The 15,788-nt window shown below is 74.6% G+C and carries 17 protein-coding genes; 7 read left to right on the forward strand and 10 right to left on the reverse strand.

The window, feature by feature from the left end; translation table 11 throughout:
* Positions 1–44: 44 nt before the first annotated feature.
* Positions 45–1,484, reverse strand: a complete 1,440-nt coding sequence (locus AC07AL_RS08370) for a UbiD family decarboxylase (RefSeq protein ID WP_363583365.1) — start codon at positions 1,482–1,484, stop codon at positions 45–47.
* Between the two features lie 214 nt (positions 1,485–1,698).
* Here AC07AL_RS08370 and AC07AL_RS08375 point away from each other — a divergent pair, with 214 nt between their 5' ends.
* The gene (locus tag AC07AL_RS08375) at positions 1,699–2,757 is read left to right on the forward strand and encodes an Lrp/AsnC family transcriptional regulator (protein ID WP_400808406.1); all 1,059 of its coding nucleotides are present in this window, start codon (positions 1,699–1,701) and stop codon (positions 2,755–2,757) included.
* Positions 2,758–2,922: 165 nt separating this feature from the next.
* On the opposite strand, the gene AC07AL_RS08380 is transcribed toward AC07AL_RS08375, so the two are convergent.
* Positions 2,923–3,135: a cold-shock protein gene (locus tag AC07AL_RS08380; protein WP_363583369.1), complete on the reverse strand. Its 213-nt coding sequence runs from the start codon at positions 3,133–3,135 to the stop codon at positions 2,923–2,925.
* Positions 3,136–3,408: 273 nt separating this feature from the next.
* Here AC07AL_RS08380 and AC07AL_RS08385 point away from each other — a divergent pair, with 273 nt between their 5' ends.
* The 5 genes from AC07AL_RS08385 (at position 3,409) to AC07AL_RS08405 (ending at position 8,784) form a co-directional block, all read left to right on the forward strand.
* A complete protein-coding gene (locus tag AC07AL_RS08385) occupies positions 3,409–4,422 on the forward strand; it encodes a 3-oxoacyl-ACP synthase III family protein (RefSeq protein ID WP_400987278.1) in 1,014 nt (337 codons plus the stop codon).
* Positions 4,419–5,162 (forward strand): glycosyltransferase family 2 protein, encoded by a 744-nt coding sequence (locus tag AC07AL_RS08390; RefSeq protein ID WP_363583373.1) that lies wholly within the window; start codon positions 4,419–4,421, stop codon positions 5,160–5,162. Before AC07AL_RS08385 ends, AC07AL_RS08390 begins: the two co-directional genes overlap by 4 nt.
* A 108-nt stretch (positions 5,163–5,270) precedes the next feature.
* Positions 5,271–6,743, forward strand: a complete 1,473-nt coding sequence (locus tag AC07AL_RS08395; RefSeq protein ID WP_363629978.1) for a class I adenylate-forming enzyme family protein — start codon at positions 5,271–5,273, stop codon at positions 6,741–6,743.
* The gene (locus AC07AL_RS08400; RefSeq protein WP_478317213.1) at positions 6,740–7,870 is read left to right on the forward strand and encodes a cytochrome P450 family protein; all 1,131 of its coding nucleotides are present in this window, start codon (positions 6,740–6,742) and stop codon (positions 7,868–7,870) included. The genes AC07AL_RS08395 and AC07AL_RS08400 overlap by 4 nt, the downstream gene beginning before the upstream one ends.
* On the forward strand, positions 7,870–8,784 hold the full coding sequence (locus AC07AL_RS08405) for an NAD-dependent epimerase/dehydratase family protein (protein WP_478317214.1): 915 nt from the start codon (positions 7,870–7,872) through the stop codon (positions 8,782–8,784). The genes AC07AL_RS08400 and AC07AL_RS08405 overlap by 1 nt, the downstream gene beginning before the upstream one ends.
* An 85-nt stretch (positions 8,785–8,869) precedes the next feature.
* On the opposite strand, the gene AC07AL_RS08410 is transcribed toward AC07AL_RS08405, so the two are convergent.
* The 3 genes from AC07AL_RS08410 to AC07AL_RS08420 form a co-directional block, all read right to left on the reverse strand.
* Complete coding sequence (locus AC07AL_RS08410) at positions 8,870–9,052, reverse strand: hypothetical protein (RefSeq protein WP_363629982.1); 183 nt, start codon at positions 9,050–9,052, stop codon at positions 8,870–8,872.
* 294 nt (positions 9,053–9,346) lie between these two features.
* Complete coding sequence (locus AC07AL_RS08415) at positions 9,347–10,312, reverse strand: hypothetical protein (protein WP_478317215.1); 966 nt, start codon at positions 10,310–10,312, stop codon at positions 9,347–9,349.
* The gene (locus AC07AL_RS08420) at positions 10,309–10,641 is read right to left on the reverse strand and encodes a PadR family transcriptional regulator (protein WP_079136622.1); all 333 of its coding nucleotides are present in this window, start codon (positions 10,639–10,641) and stop codon (positions 10,309–10,311) included. Before AC07AL_RS08420 ends, AC07AL_RS08415 begins: the two co-directional genes overlap by 4 nt.
* A 249-nt stretch (positions 10,642–10,890) precedes the next feature.
* Here AC07AL_RS08420 and AC07AL_RS08425 point away from each other — a divergent pair, with 249 nt between their 5' ends.
* Positions 10,891–11,403, forward strand: a complete 513-nt coding sequence (locus AC07AL_RS08425; protein ID WP_363583381.1) for a GNAT family N-acetyltransferase — start codon at positions 10,891–10,893, stop codon at positions 11,401–11,403.
* 214 nt (positions 11,404–11,617) lie between these two features.
* On the opposite strand, the gene AC07AL_RS08430 is transcribed toward AC07AL_RS08425, so the two are convergent.
* The 5 genes from AC07AL_RS08430 to AC07AL_RS08450 form a co-directional block, all read right to left on the reverse strand.
* Positions 11,618–11,782, reverse strand: a complete 165-nt coding sequence (locus AC07AL_RS08430; RefSeq protein ID WP_400335213.1) for a hypothetical protein — start codon at positions 11,780–11,782, stop codon at positions 11,618–11,620.
* On the reverse strand, positions 11,779–12,309 hold the full coding sequence (locus AC07AL_RS08435; protein WP_400808386.1) for a GNAT family N-acetyltransferase: 531 nt from the start codon (positions 12,307–12,309) through the stop codon (positions 11,779–11,781). Before AC07AL_RS08435 ends, AC07AL_RS08430 begins: the two co-directional genes overlap by 4 nt.
* Before the next feature lie 109 nt (positions 12,310–12,418).
* Positions 12,419–13,753: a TolB-like translocation protein gene (locus AC07AL_RS08440; RefSeq protein WP_400808383.1), complete on the reverse strand. Its 1,335-nt coding sequence runs from the start codon at positions 13,751–13,753 to the stop codon at positions 12,419–12,421.
* Positions 13,754–14,194: 441 nt separating this feature from the next.
* The gene (locus tag AC07AL_RS08445) at positions 14,195–15,043 is read right to left on the reverse strand and encodes a class I SAM-dependent methyltransferase (RefSeq protein ID WP_363629992.1); all 849 of its coding nucleotides are present in this window, start codon (positions 15,041–15,043) and stop codon (positions 14,195–14,197) included.
* Positions 15,044–15,248: 205 nt separating this feature from the next.
* Entirely contained in the window at positions 15,249–15,698 is a 450-nt protein-coding gene (locus tag AC07AL_RS08450) for a TIGR03618 family F420-dependent PPOX class oxidoreductase (protein ID WP_363629994.1), read from the reverse strand.
* Positions 15,699–15,788 lie beyond the last annotated feature (90 nt).

Consider the following 15,788-nt stretch of genomic DNA (forward strand, 5'->3'; position numbering starts at 1 on the left):
TGAGGGAGGGGGCGCGCCGCTGCTCCCTCACCGCCCCCGGCGGGCTACAGCGCCAGGACGCCCGCCCAGCGTTCGCGCAGTCGCTCGCGGGTGGCCTGGTCGACGCGGTTGGCCGCCGGGTACCGGTCCTTCCACGCGAACGGCTTGCACGCGTCGATGAGCACGATGCCCATCGACAGGTCGCCGGTGGCGAGTCTGTCGGGTGCGAGCCGGGGGTCGATGGCGGTGGTGGGCGCACGCAGGACCTGGATGGACTCGGTCGGGTGGACGCGGGTGAACATCGCCCACAGGACGTGGTTGATGTCGGTGATGTCGATGTCCTCGTCGACCACGACGAAGTACCGTTCCATGCCGCCGGTGCGCTTGCGCCCGGCCGCCGCCAGCAGCGCGTGCATGGCGTCCCCCGCGCCGGTCTGCTCGATGGAGACGACCATCAGGAGCTGCCGGGCGTAGGCCCACACGCCCTTGACGTTCTGCACGCCGGACGCTTCCAGGTGGTCCCAGGTCAGCGACGCCGAGTAGAGCGGAACGGCCTGGTCGCCGGCCGGGATGGTCGGCAGCATGGGCGGGGCGCCCAGGATGATCGGGTCGTCGCGGTGCAGGATCCGGGTGACCCGGACGACGGTCTCCTGGCCCGAGTGCGTGTAGTAGCCGGTCCACTCCCCGAAGGGGCCCTCCAGGACGGACTCCTCCTCGACCGGCGGCAGTTCGCCCTCGATCACGATCTCGGCGTGCGCCGGGATCGGAAGCTCGCTGCCCGGCGCGTACAGGACCTCGACGCCCTCCCCGCGCAGCCCGCCCGCCAGGTCGTACTCCGACATCCCGGACGGTGCGGCGATCGCGGCGGCGGTCGACAGGATCGGGTCCTGGCCCACCACCACGGCGATCGGGCAGGTCTGGCCGCGCGCCCAGTACTTCTCGGCGATCGCCTTGGCGTGCCGGTTGCCGAGCATCCACAGCGACAGCCGGTCGCGGCCCTGGACGCAGGCCCGGTAGGTGCCGACGTTGACCCAGCCGCTGTCGGGGTCGCGGGTGATCACCATGCAGGCGGTGCCGATGTAGCGGCCGCCGTCCCTGTCGTGCCAGCGCGGGGTGGGGAAGATCCCGAGGTCCACGTCCTCGCCGACCAGGACGTTCTCCAGGACCGGGCCGGTGGCGACCTCCACCGGGGGAACGGGCTCGATCCGCTTGCTGAGGTCCTTCCAGGCCCGCACGATGTCGAGCTTGGGGGTGTCGTGCGGCAGCCCGAGCGCCACCGCGGTGCGGGCGGGCGTCCCCATGAAGTTGGTGAACACCCGGTACCCCGTGGGGAATCCCGGAATGTTGTCGAACATCAGGGCGGGGCCTTCCCGCTCCGCCAGCAGTTCGGTGATGCCTCCGATGTCCAGGTCCCGGTCGGCGCCGTCGATCTGGAGGACTTCGTCCTTCCCGAGGGCCTCGGTCAGGTGGTCGATGTAATGCCGAAGATCACGGAATGTGCTCATCTGTCGTCGGGGAGCCGGGTGGTGTGCCCGGATCTCCCCTCCTCCTCTTCCTCGCGGGTGGCGGCCGAGCCTCGGCGCGGCCGTCACGGGGATCGCAGTTCCGCGCGGACAGGCGCCGCGTCGGCCTGCGCACCGATGATCCGGATCGGCCGCGAGCGGACGCAACGAGTCCGGACGTAGGTGCCGGATACCGCCCCGGGTAGGGTCTGGATCCGTGGAATCCCTCAATCTCCGGCTGATCCACGCCCTGCAGATCGACGGGCGCGCCCCCCTGCGCCGGATCGCCTCGGTGCTGGGCGTCTCCGAGCAGGTCGTCGCCCGCCGCTACGCCGCGCTGCGCGAGAGCGCCGGGCTGCGCGTCATCGGCCGGCTCAACCCCCGGCCCGTCGGGCAGACCGTGTGGGCGCTGCGACTGCAGTCCGCCCCCGGCGCGTCGCTCGGCCTGGCCCGGGCCCTGGCCGCGCGGGAGGACACGCGGTGGGTCCAGCTCGCCTCCGGCGCCACCGAGATCATCTGCCATCTCGTGGCGCACCGCGACCGCGCCCAGGACGCGCCGGTGCAACTGCTCGACCGGCTCCCGGGGGTCACCTCGATCACCGCGCAGCGCGTGCTGCGGCTGTTCAAGGGCGGCCCGACCACCTGGGGCGCCCTGACCTGCGCGCTGGACCAGGACCAGCGGGACGCGCTCGCCCCCGCGTTCCCGCCGCCTGCCTTCCCACCCCCGAGGCTCCCGCCTTCCGACGCCCGGCCGTCGTCGCCGTCCTGGGCGCCGTCGCTGGAGCCCACCGGGCTCACCGAGCTCAACGACCTCGACCACACGCTGCTCGCCGCGCTGGCCCGCGACGGCCGTACGACGTACGCGGCGCTGGCCGCCGAGGCCCGCTGCCACGAGTCGACGGTGCGCCGCCGGATCGCCCACCTGCGCGCGGCCGGAGCGCTCTTCTTCGTCGTGGACGTCGACGAGCGGCTACTGGGCAGCCCGACCACCACCGCCATCTGGATGTCGGTGCGGCCCTCGCACCTCGCCGCCGTCGGCGCAGCCCTGGCGGAACACCCCGAAGTCGCCTACGCCGCCGCCACCACGGGGCGGACCAACCTCCTCGCCGCCGTCCTCTGCCCCGACGACGAGTACCTGTACGACTACCTGACCGACCGTCTCGGCGCCCTCCCGGGCATCGACACGGTCGAGACCGCCCCGATCGTCCGGACCCTCAAACGCGTCGGCACCGTCGGCCGCCACCGCAACCGGCCGGCCGGCACCCGGCGCGGCTGAGGACCGTCGAGACGTCGGGCGGCTGACCGCCCGGCGAGCCGGCCAGCCGTTCAGAACGGCTTGGGCGGCCCCGATCGAACGGAGGCCGCCCAGGGCGTGATCTCCCGCATCTCCCGCATCTCCCGTTCGGACCGGGGCCCGGGGGAGGAAGGGGAGGAACTGCTACTACCCCACCACCTGGACCTCGTCGGCCTGGAGCCCCTTCTGGCCCTGGACCGCCACGAAGGTCACCTTCTGGCCCTCAACCAGGGACTTGAAGCCGCTTCCCTGGATCGCCCGGAAGTGAACGAACAGGTCCGCTCCGGACTCCGGGGTGATGAAGCCGTAGCCCTTCTCGTCGTTGAACCACTTCACCGTGCCGTTCTGCCGCTCTGCCACAGCCACTCCTGTTTTCCGAGGATCGAGGATCTACGAGACGCAACATGCCGATCATGACAGGGCTCGGGGTCTCGGCGGGGCTGTAACGCGAAGTTGGTCGGCCGCTGCGGCGAGTAGCCACCCGGACCGGTGACGGCACCACGGGTGCTGCACGCGCCGGAGTCCCGGCAACCGTCCACCGTCCATCTGCGCAGACGTGATCGGGTAGCCCGGCGGGCCGGCCTGAGTACCCGTACTCAGGTCGGCCCGGCCGTGCCGCCGGAGCATGGGGGCATGCACACAGCAGCAACACCGAGGATCGGCATCACCGCCGTCGGCTCCCACCTGCCGGCCCGCCGGCTCACCTCCCAGCAGCTCCAGGACGAGGTCACCGCCGGCGGCCGACTCGCCCTGCCGGAGCGGATGTTCGAGAAGGCGACCGGCATCCGCACCCGGCACTTCGCCGCCGACGGCGAGTACGCCTCCACCCTGGCGGTCGGCGCCGCCCGACGCGCCCTCGCCGCCCGTGCACTGCGCCCGCAGGACGTGGACCTGCTGCTGTTCGCCTCCGCCACCCGGGACGTGTGCGAGCCCGCCACCGCCCACATCGTGCAGGCCGAACTCGGCACCCGTGCACACGCGTTGGACGTCAGCAACGCCTGCAACAGCTTCCTCAACGGAATCGACCTGGCCCGCGCGATGATCCTGGCCGGCCGGGCCCGGCGTGCCCTGGTCGTCACCGGCGAGACACCCAGCCGGGCCATGCTCCGCACGCCGTCCTCCCCGGCGGAGTTCCGGGACGGCTTCGCCGGCTACACCTTCGGCGACGCCGGGGCGGCCGTCGTCGTCGAGGCCGTGGAGCGGGGCGGCATCCTCGACGTCGGGACGGAGACGGCCTCCGAGCACTGGCCGGCCGGCGGCATCCCCGGCGGCGGCTCCCGCCACCCGCGCGGCGACGAGTACAGCTACTTCCGGGGCGGCGGCAAGGAACTGCGCGGCATCTTCGAGGAGATCGGCCCCGCCGCCCTGGCCCGGCTCGCCGCCCGCACCGGCCTCGGCTGGGACGACTACGCCCGGGTGCTGGTGCACCAGGTGACGGTCCCCTACCTGGAACGCTTCGTCGAGCTGACCGGGGTGCCGGCCGGGAAGCTGGTCCTGACCGTGCCGGAACTCGGCAACGTGGCCAGTGCCACGCTGGGCGTGCAACTCGACCGAATACGCGGCACGTTGGCGCCTGGCGAGAAGGTGCTGCTGATCGGTCTCGGCGGTGGCGTCAGCCTCATGACCATGGTCTGGGAGGCTTCGTGAGGACCGACCTGTGGGTGGTGGTCCCCGCCTACCAGGAGGAGGCCCGGATCGAGGGCGTGCTGCGCGCCCTCACCGGCCAGCGCGACCGTAACTTCACCCTGCTCGTCGCCGACAACGGCTCCACCGACGGCACCGTCGCCCTGGTACGGGCCTTCGCCGCCCACGCGCCGTTCCCGGTCGAGGTGGTGGTCGAGCGGGAGAAGGGCGTCGGCTCCGCGGTGGACACCGCCTTCCGGTACGCCATCGCCCACGGCGCCACCCTGCTCGCCCGCACCGACGCCGACTGCCTGCCCGAACCGGGCTGGACGGCCGCGGCCCGCGCAGGGCTGGTCGCCTCCGGCGGGCTGGTCTGCGGCCGGGTCGCCGCCCGCCACGACGAGCACGGCCCGGCCGGGCGCGCGGTGTTCCTGGCACTGGTCGCGCTCGGCGCCTTCTTCGGCCGGATCCGGCCCGCGCACCGCCGCCGACACGGCTACCTGACCCCGTACCGGATGCACGCGGGCAACAACATGGCGATCACCGCCGAGCTCTACCTCGCCGTCGGCGGCATGCCCCGGCGGCCCTCACCCACCGACCGGGCGTTCCTCAACAGGGTCCGCCGGCACACCACGGCGGTGGTGCGCCGCCGCGACATGGTGGTGCAGAACTCCACCCGGCGCATCCGCGCGTACGGCGTGGTGGGCACCGCGCGCTGGTACCTGGAGCGCGGCGCGGGGCCGCGCGCCGTCGACGTGCGCTGACAGCCCGCGCGCCTCGCTCCTCACCGGCCCTTTCCCGACCGGACCCGCTCCGCTCCGCAGCCCGCAGCCCGCAGCCCGCCACTCCGCAGCCCGCCGAAGGACCCCGCCATGCTCGACCGGCTCACCCACGCCCTGCGCACCGACCACCCCGACCGGCCCGCCGTCCTGCGCCACACCCGCCTGGGCACCGTCCGCCCGGTGATCCGCCGCGGCGAACTCGCCGACCTGGCCGACGGCTACGCCGCCGCGCTGCACGCCCACGGCCTCGGCCCCGGCGACACCGTCGGCGTCGCCGTCCGGCCCGGGCCGCGCGCACTGGCCGTCATGCTCGCCGCGCACCGGCTGGGCCTGCGCATCGCCGTCCTCGACCCGACCGCCGGGCCCGACGTGCTCGCCGCCCGGCTCACCCTGGCCAGCCCCGATCTCGTCCTCGCCGACGCCGCCGCCCAGGCCGTGGCCGGCTGGGCCGGGCCGCTCGCCCGCCGCGCCGACCTCGCCCTGCCCCGTCTCACCGCACTCGGGCCGGTCGCCACCCTGGGCCGCCGCCTGCCCGGCTGCGCGCCGCACCTGCGCCCTGCCGGCGCGACCCCGCCCGCCCGACCTGACGGCGGCCCGGAAACGGACGCGGTGATCGTCTTCACCTCCGGCACCACCGCGCGCCCGCGCGCCGTCGTCCACACCCGGGACGGGCTGGCCGCCGGGCTGCGCACCGTCGCCGACCTGGTCGACCCGCGCCCCGGGACGGTCGTCCTCGGCGGGACGTTCTTCGTCCTCGTCCCGGCCCTCGCCGCGGGCGCCGCCGTGGTGCTGCCCGCCCGCCGCCCCGCCGCGCTCGGCCGTCAACTCGCCCGCCTCGACCCCGCCCACACCTACCTCACCCCACCGCAACTGCGCGCCGCCCTCGCCGCCGGGGCCCGCTTCACCGGCCGGGTCTGGACGGGCTCGGCCCCGGCCGACGCCGCCCTGTTGCGCCGGGTCAAGCAGTCCGGCGCCCACCAGGCCTGGAGCGTCTACGCGCTCACCGAACTGTTCCCGGCCGCCGCCGTCGAGGAGGCGGACAAGAGCGCCCACGACGGGGACGGCGACCTGGTCGGAGCCCCCCTGCCCGGCGTCCGCGCCCGGATCGCCACCGGCGGTGAACTGCTGCTCACCGGCCCGGGCGCCCGCCACCGCTACCTCGGCGAGGACCCCGACCCCTGGGTGCGCACCGGCGACCGCGCCGCGCTCACCCCCGACGGACGGATCGTCCTCGCCGGCCGCCTCAAGGACATGGTGCTGCGCCGCGCCGAGAACATCTACCCCGGCCTGTACGAACCGGCGCTGCACCTGCCGGGCGTCGAACTCGCCGTCCTGGTCGGCGTTCCGGCCGGGGACGGCGACGAGCGGCTGGTCGCCCTCGTCCAGCCGGCGCCGGGCACCGACCCGCGGCGCCTGCGCGAGGCCCTGCGCCGACCGCTCGACCGGATGGCAGCGGCCCGGCCGGACGCCGTCCTGTTCGGCGAGGTCCCGCTCGCGGGCCGCTCCCGCAAGCCCGACCGGGCGGCGGCCGCCGCGCACTGCGCACGGGAGCTGGACCGGTGACCGACCCCGTGCCCGCACCGACGCCCGCATCGGTGCCCCCGCCGCCGCCCCCACCCGCCGCCGCCCGCCGGGCCCGCCGCCGGGACCGCCGCGTCTACCTGCGCAGCCACCCCCTGCTCTTCGCCCTGCTCGCCGCCACCCGCCGCCGCCCGGTGGTCCGGCTCGGCCGCACCGTGCTGGTGCACGGCACCGAGGCCTACCGCGAAGCGCTCACCCGGGTCCCGCTGGACCGCACCGCACCCGGCACCACCGGCGGCGCAGCGGCCGAACTCACCGTCGGCGGACTGCTGTTCGACCAGGACGGCGCCGAACACCGAAGCGCCCGCCGCGCCCTGGCCGGCGGCCTCGACACCGCCGCACAGCAACGGATCCGCCCGCACTGGCAGGCCGTGCTCGCGACGCGGATCCCGGACCTTGCCGCCGGCGAGCTCGAACTCGTCTCACTGGCGCGCGAGTTGGCCGGTGTCACGGCCGCCGCCCTGACCGGCGCGCAGTCCTGCCCGCACCGCCTCGCCCACGCCGCGGCCGAAGCCGCCGCCCACGCGGCCCGCGACCACCTCCCCGGCCCCCGCCGCCGCGGCCCGGACGCGGTCGCCGCCACGGTCGCCGCCGCGGCCCGGCTCGCCGCCCTGCTGCCCGACGCGCCCGACGCGCGTGACGCCATGGTGGCCGTCGCCGCCGTGAACACCACCGTCGCCGCACTGCCCCGGGCCGTCGCCTGGTGCGCCGACGCCGGGCTCTGGCCGACCGTGAGCGAGACGACCGCACCCCGCCTCGCCGCCGAACTCCTGCGCCTGACCGCCCCGTCCCCGCTGCTGCCCCGGGTCGCCGCCGCCGACACCACCCTCGCCGGGCACCCCGTACGGGCCGGCGACCGACTGGTCCTGGTCGTCCGGCACGCCGCCCGGGCCCACCGCCGCGGCCCGGCCGACGATCCCGCCGCCACCCAGGCGGTCTTCGGCGCCGGCCCGCACGCCTGCCCCGGAGCCGGACTGGTCCGCACCCTGCTCGCCGACCTCCTCCTGGCGCTCGCCCCCCACCACCCGGTCGTCACCCGCGCCCGGGTCGACCGCCGCAGCGCCCTGCCCGGCTACGCCGAACTCACCGTCCGACGGGGAAGATCCTGATGCACCTCGCCATCACCGGCGCCACCGGCTTCTGCGGCGCCCACCTCGCCCGCACCGCCGCCGCCCTGGGCCTCGAAGTCTCCTGCCACGGCCGCCGCCCCGGCCCGGTCGGCCGCCACCGCCCCTGGGACGCAGACGAGGGCGAGCCCGACTTCACCGGCGCCGACCTCGTCGTCCACTGCGCCGCCGCCGTCGCCGACCTGCCCCCGGGCGATCCCGCCGAAGCCCACCAGCACGCCGTCAACGTCACCGGCACCGAACGCGTCCTGCGCGCGGCCGGCGACCGCCCCCTCGTCCACGTGAGCAGCGCCAGCGTCTACGACCCGCGCACCACCGCCCGCACCGCCCCCGCCGCCACCGCCGCCCCCGCCGTCACCGAGGACCACCCCACCGCCGCCGGCCACCTCAACGCCTACGGCCGCACCAAGGCCGCCGCCGAACGCCTCGCCCTCGCGGTCGGCGCCGTCGTCCTGCGCCCCCGCGCCGTCTACGGCCCCGGCGACCCCCACCTCGTCCCCCAACTGCTCGCCCGCGCCCGGCACGGCCTGCTCCCGCTGCCCGGCCGCGACATCCCGCTCAGCCTCACCGCCGTCGCCAACCTCACCGACGCCTGCCTGTCCGCCCTCGGCCTCACCGGCACCCCGCCCTGGCCGCCCGGCGCCTACAACATCGCCGACGCCACCCCCTACCGCCGCGACGACGCCCTGCGCCACGTCCTCACCGCCCACCGCGTCCCCGCCCGCATCGCCCACCTCCCCGCACCCCTCGCCCGCCTCGCCGCCCGCACCACCCGCATCCCCGGACTCACCCCCTACACCGTCGACCTCCTCACCCGCAGCGTCGTCCTTGACCTCACCCGCGCCCGCGCCCAGGGCTGGACCCCCACCCACACCCTCACCGACTACCACCCCTGACACCCGGCCGGGCCCGGTTGCCGCGACCGTGTCCATCCGACCCGCCGAGCCGTACCTCGCAGACCCTCTCCGCGCCAACGACCGGTCAGGTCAGCTCGACGAATCGGTGGACGCGAAAGCACGTGAGGTGGTCGGGCTCGATGCTCGCCGAGTCCACCCGGTGGCGGCCGGTGCCGAGATCGAGAACGGTGCTGTCCGCGAGCGTCCCGACCTCGGTGCCGAAGTAGGCGGCGTCGAACATGACGAGCTCGCTCGTGGTTCTCAGCACGGGTCCCTTCTCCCGCGACGGCCACAGCAGCGGACCGCCCACGGAACTCGCCGCCACGTCCGGTCGCCCCGGTCGCGGATGGAGTCGGGTGGTGGTTTCTCGGTAGGCCGTCAGTTCCAGCAAGGGCGCCTCGACATCGGTGCTGTCGAAGCCGTGAGCACAACGGCTGTTCCGACAGACCGATGTCCGGACCTACCGACCTTGTTGCAGCACCTCGGCGCGTCGGCCTTCGCCGAGCTCCGACCGGCCGGACTCACCGGGGGAGAGGGCCAGGGCGTCCTGGCGCGGAGCCGGTCAGGGGCGGGAGACACGGCCCCGTCGGGGGAGACGGTCGATGAGGAGGATCGCGCTTCGGGCCGTCAGGTAGCCGAAGGCGGACGGGATGAGGAGCTGAGGCAGCATCGCCGCGACCGACGCGTGGCCGCCGAGGAGTACGGGGGTGAGTACGGGCGGCGCCGCCAGGACGGTCGCGGCCAGGGCCGCGTTCCCGGCCGTCCGGGCGGTGAAGGCCAGGGCGGCACCGGTGGCGAGCGGGGCCCAGGTGCCGAAGCCGGAGGTGAGGATCCGCTCGGCGGATTCGCCGGTGATCGTGGCGCCGATGCCCAGGGCCGTGACCGTGGCGGCGACCAGCCAGAGCCCGGCACCGGTCCTGCGGGTCCGGTCCGGCGGGGCGACCAGCAGGACGAGGGTGTTGAGCACGATCAGCCCGAACCCCCGGGGGCCGAGGCCGAGTTCGGCCGCGGTGCGGAAGTCGAGGTCGAGCAGCCCGAAGCGGCACATGGCGTAGAACAGCGGCGCCAGTACCAGCGACACCAGGGCCAGGGCCCGTGCGGCCGACCAGCGGCCGGCCACGACCGCGCAGGCCGTCAGCACAGCGGGGACGAGCAGCGACATCGCCGCCAGGAGCGCGCCTCCCACCGGGACTCCGGCGGGGAAGCCGGGGGACTCGGGGCTGATGGCGAGCCGCAGGTTCCGCCACAGGTAGGTCGCCGCGTACGTTCCGGCCAGCATCGCGGCGAGCGGCGCCGCGGTGGCGAACGCCCGGCCCGGCGGCCGGTGGGAGACCATCCCCAGCCGGAGCCGGGCCCCGTGCCCGGCGACGTCGGCCACCTCGCGCAGCCCCGCCGCGGAGCTGGAGCGGGCGATCCGGTGCTGGGCGAGGTCGGCGACCTCCGCGAGTGCACCGGCGCCGTAGGAAGCCGGGTACAGCCGGAGGGCCCGTTGCAGCAGGCGCGTGTTCAAGGGGTGCTTCGAGGTCATGCCGTGCCTCCTGCGGGACGGGTCCAGGTCTGCGTCAGGCGCCGGTCGGCCTCGCGCAGTGCGGAGCGGAGGCGTTCGGCCTCGTTCCTGAGCGACTGTTCACCGTCCGGGGTGAGGGCGAACACGCGCCGGGGGCGCCCGTCCACCGTCTCCTCGCGCTCGACGCGGATCAGCCCCTCGGCCAGGAGTCGGTCGAGGGTGCCGTACAGGCTGCCGGCGCCGAGCCGTACCCGGCCTTCGGAGATCGCGGCGACCTCGTCGCCGAGCGCGTAGCCGTGCCGAGGCCGGTCGGCCAGCGCGGTGAGGAGCAGGAAGGTCGGCTCCTGCATGGAGCGTTTGTTCTTCACGTTCCCCACCATAGTACGGTGACCGTAGTGTCTGGCAAGGCCCCTGTGAAACGGATCCGGGCTCACCAGGAGCTGCTGGAGCCGGTGGTGACGGCGTCGTCGACGGCGGGTGGCGGTGACGTTCGCCGAGCAAGGGGGTCGGCACTCCACGCGACGGAAATCCCGTGGCTGCTGTGGTCCACGAGGAGGAGGATCGCCCGCAGGCATGCCCACCCTCACCCCGGAGATCCCGTGTACGAGACCGAACGCCTGACCCTGCGCCAGTGGCGGCCCGCCGACCGCGACCGTGCGCTGGACATCTACTCCCGCTGGGAGGTCGCCCGGTGGCTGGGCGCGGAGCCGAAGGTGCTGGCGGACGAGGGGGCCGCGGAGGCGCTGATCGGGCGCTTCCGGGAACGGTCGGTGAACCCGCCGTTCGGGTGCTGGGCCGTGGAGCGGCGGGACACGGCAGTGCTGGTAGGCACGGTGCTGCTGGCGCCGATTCCGGACGGGGACGGCGCGGTGGAGGTGGGGTGGCACTTCCATCCCGACAGCTGGGGGAGCGGTTTCGCCACTGAGGCGGCCCGGGCTCTGGTGGCGGCCGGGTTCGCGAGCGGGCTGGCGGAGGTCCACGCGGTCGTTCGGCCGGGCAACGATCCTTCGATGGCGGTCTGCCGCCGGTTGGGGATGGCCGGGCGCGGACTGACTGACCGCTACTACGGGACCGAGATGGAGCAGTTCACCCTTTCGCGGCCTTCAGGATGACGAACGTCGGATCCACAAGGACCACCTGATCAGCGACGGCGGCGGCATCCCGTTCCGTGTGATCATCACCGCGGTCGACGTCAACGTCGTCACCCGGAGCCTCGCCCCGGCCGACGGCGCCCCACCCGTCGCCGACCGGATCGGCCACCCCGCAAGCGGCCCCGACGTCCCGGTCCCTGCAAGGCTCCGGGCGTCACCGAAGGCGCTGAGGCGGCTATGCCGCGCGGTGCAGTGCGTCCTTGTGCGCCGCCGCAAGCGCCTGCCCCGAGGTGGTGGCGAGGTCCGGCACGACACCCACGACTCGCTGGGGGAAGACGTACCCGGCCGTGATCCGGTCCAGGGCCAGGCCGATGATCTCCGTGTTGGTAGGTATGGTCACGGCCTCCACTCTTCGGCGAGGAGCCCGAGGACGGCCTCGTCCGCGAACTCGCCGCACACCCAGGCGGAGCGGCGGAGCGTTCCCTCCAGGGTGAAGCCGGCCCTGCGGGCGGCCGCGATCATCGGAGTGTTGTCGGCGAGGGTCTCCAGTTGCAGCCGGTGCAAGCCGCGTACCGCGAAGCCGTACTGGCAGAGCACCCTGACCACATCCGTGCCCAGGCCCCGGCCGCGCAGGCCCGGGCGCAGGGCGATCCCGAGGTGGGCGGTGCGGTTGTGGGTGTCGATTCCCCAGAGCACGGCCTCCCCGGCCAACTCCCCCGAGGCCAGCTCCAGTACGGAGAAGCAGGCCGCTTCCTCCGAGGGCGGGGTCAGCGCGTAGGGGGACTCTGCCGCGCCCGGCGAGATGGGCCGCCAGGGGCGGGAGTCGGCCCGGGATCGGACGGCGACGTCGTCGTACAGTTCGGTCTGCAGAACGGCTACGTCGCTCTCGTGGCGTGCGCGGAGGGCGATCTTGAGTCCTTGTATCATGTCACATTGTTATCAGGGCCGTGTCGGCCGCTCAACCGAATTGGACCCTCTCCGGCGCGTTGCACCGTCGCCGTCATCGGGAGTGCCGGAGAGGGGAGTTCGACCGGAGTCAGAGTGGCGGCAGGCGGCGGGCCAGGAGCTCCGCGCCGGTTCCGTTCAGGGTGCTGAACAGGACCGTCGTGCCGAGGGCGTCCACGCTGGGGGCGGTGGAGGCGCCGGGGCGCTGGCTGCCGTCGGCCGCCGTGCTGACGCGTTCGGTCCGGCCGGTCCACAGGTCGCGGCGGAAGACGTCCGCGACGCCGTTGGTGTCGCCGGGGACGAGGGCGGCGGAGTCGGAGGCGAAGTAGACCCAGCGGTCGTCGGCGGTCATGACGGCGGGCTGGGAGTCGACGGCGGAGACCGTGGTCACCGTGCCCGTGCGCAGGTCGCGGGCGTAGAGGCGGACCTGGACGACGTCCTGCTCGCGCTCGAAGACGCGGAAGAGGGCGTAGCGGCCGTCGGGGCTGAGGCGTCCGGCCTTGGCGGCGTCGCGCAGGGTGCCGGCGGCGTCGATGCTGGCGCCCTGGATCCGGCCGGTGCGCGCGTCGTAGGTGTAGAGCGGGAAGAGCTGCCGTGCGGGCGGGGGCTTGGTGGCGGCCGTGGCCGTTGTGGCCGTCGTGGGCGCGGTCGGCAGCAGGTTGGTCGCCTTGGAGCGGAAGGCGACGGTCTGGCCGTCGGCGCTGAGTGAGGGCTCGACCGAGCCGCCGTCGGCGGGGGCGCCGTCGCGGCCGGTGCTGACCAGACGGGTGGTGCCGGTCCGGCGGTCCGTCAGGTGGATGTTCTGGACGCCGGGCTGGACGCCGGGCTGGGTGCCGGGGGCGAGGTCGGAGCGGTCCGAGGTGTACGCGACGTACCGGCCGTCGGCGCTGATCGCCGGGTCGAGCGAGTTGCCGGCGCCGGTGCCCGCGCTGAGCGGTTCGGTGCGGCCGGTCCAGCGGTCGCGGACGTAGACGTCGAACCGGCCGCCGCCGTGCTGCCCCGGGACGACGTCGGCGGCGTTCGTGCTGAAGGCCACGTACCGGCCGTCGGCGCTGATCGCCGCCTGGTTGGTGGAGCCGTCGAGCTGGCCGCCGTCGTCGGCCACGCTCACCCGCTCGGTGTGCCCGGTCCACAGGTCGCGGACGAACACGTCGTACAGGCGGTTGGTGTCGCCGGGCACCAGGTTGGCGGCCAGCGAGGTGAAGAGGGCGTAGCGGCCGTCGGCGCTCAGGCCGAGCGGCTCCGACCAGTCGTCGGCCGGGGTGCCGTCGGGGGCGACGTTCACCGTGACGGTGCCCTCCGGGAGCGGCGCGGCCTGGGCCTGGGCCTGGACCTGGGCCGTGGTGGCGGCCAGGAGTGCGGCTGCCAGCACGCTGCCGGCCCGTACCGCCCACCGGCCGCGGGTCCTCGCGTTCGTCCGTTCCACCTGAACCGTCCTCCCCTTGCCTCGGGCCGTACCGCCTCCCGCCCCCGCCGGCCGGCTCGGGCCGAGCCAACCGCCCGGCCGTACCGGCGGTCAACGGGGCCGGACCGGTCATGGACACGATTTCGCCAACTCCCCTCCACCTCCCGACCACGGCGAATGCCGGTCCGGCCGGACCCGGTGGGCATGCCACCTGCGGGATCCGGGAGTTCGGGAATGACCGTTGACGAACCCTTTGCCGGAACGCGCTGGACGTGGCGGCCACGGTCCCGCACATCCGCGACCTCCAGCGGGACGTCCCCGCCGGCGGCCTGGATTCGTTCACGTGAAGTGGCAGCGTCCGGGCGGCTGTTGGGCGGATCAGGCTCCCCTGGAACCGATGATCCGGGGAACCGCAGAACCGCAGAACCGGAGAACCGGGGAACCGGGGAACCGGGAGGCGCCCTACCGGCGGACCGCCGAGACCAGTCCGCCGGGCTGCTCCTCGCGCTGCGCCGGGGTGCTGACCGGGCGGCCGTAGGCGGCGGCGCGCTCGCGCAGGGTGTGGCTGTCGGCCTCCCAGCCGTGCCCGGCCAGCCAGCGCACCGGGTCGTCGGGCATCTCCGAGACCCACATGGACGCCGCCGAGCCCGGCACCGCGTCCGCGCCGAAGCGCTCGATCACGCCGCGCGAGCCCAACGTCAGCCCCATCCGACTGCCTGCCGCCGACTGCGCGCTGATCCGGGCCAGCAGCAGCTCCACCGCGTCCTCGGGCAGATAGATCAGCAGTCCTTCGGCGATCCACACGGTCGGCGCGGCCGGGTCGTGCCCTGCGGCGGCCAGCGCGGCCGGCCAGTCCTCCCGCAGATCCGCCGCGACGGTGATCCGCTCGCAGCGTGCGACGGCCCGCTCCTGGCGCAGTACCGAGGCCTTGAAGTCCAGTGGCGCGGCGGTGTCGACCTCGAACAGCCGGGTGCCCTCGGGCCAGTCCATCCGGAAGGCGCGGCTGTCCATGCCGGCGCCGAGCAGCACGACCTGCCGGACCCCGGACGCGGAGGCCTGCCGCAACAGGTCGTCGAGGAACTTCGTCCTGATGACGATGGAGAACGACACGGCCAGTCGGCGGCGGCGCGCGGACTCGTCAGCGGGTGGCGGCGAGGAGGGCCACAGGCCGCCGGCGGTGGCGAAGGCCTGTGCCAGTGGGTCGCGGAACAACGCGTCCACCCGCGCGGTCTCCAGCGCCCGCACCCTGGCCACCCCCACCGCCGTGGCCCACACTCCCGACGGCTGCACCCGCTCCTGCTCATCAGTCACCGCGCCAGCCTAGATGATCGATCCCGAGGGGCCTGATGAGGGGAGCCGGGTTCACGCGCGGCCGGTCGCGCATGCGCGCACTGACCGCCGACCTTGAGTCGCTTCGGTCGCTTCGGTCGCTGACGAGTCGCTGCACCGGCCTCCGCACCGGCCTCCGGAACGGCGACCCGTCGCCGGGTCTCGATGACGACGCCCGGCAGGAGCACTACTCAGGGGCAGGGACGGGCCCGCCGGGACGGAAGCGCTCCACCCCGACGATGTGCCGCACCTTGAGCGGGCGCACGATCACCGCGACCCGCTGCTCACCGGGCATGGTCCACTCGAAGCGTTCGACGCCCAGGTACTTGCGGGCCAGCCGGTCCATCCGGTCACGCGCCTCCTCGCCCTCGACGAAGCGGGCCACCACGCCACTGATCTGCACGCGGTCGAAGGGGTCGGTGGCGTCCGCGTGCGAGAGGTAGACGCGCGGGTCGCGACGGAGGTTCTCCTCCTTCACCCGCCCCACCGAGGTGTTGAACGTCAGCTCCCCCTCGCCCTCCAGATCCACCCACATCGGGCTGACCTGCGGTGCTCCGTCGGCGAACACGGTGCCGACGTACCAGATGTTGGGTGCCCGCAGCCGGGCGCGGACGGCTTCGTCGAATGTCGCGGTCATCCGGGGAGGCTAGCAACCACGAAGGGGGCGGTTCGCTTCGAGTGAAGCCACGTTCGAGTGAGGCCGCGAGGGCGCGTCCTCCCGCCGGTC

The sequence above is a fragment of the Kitasatospora sp. NPDC043949 genome, from assembly GCF_056435365.1.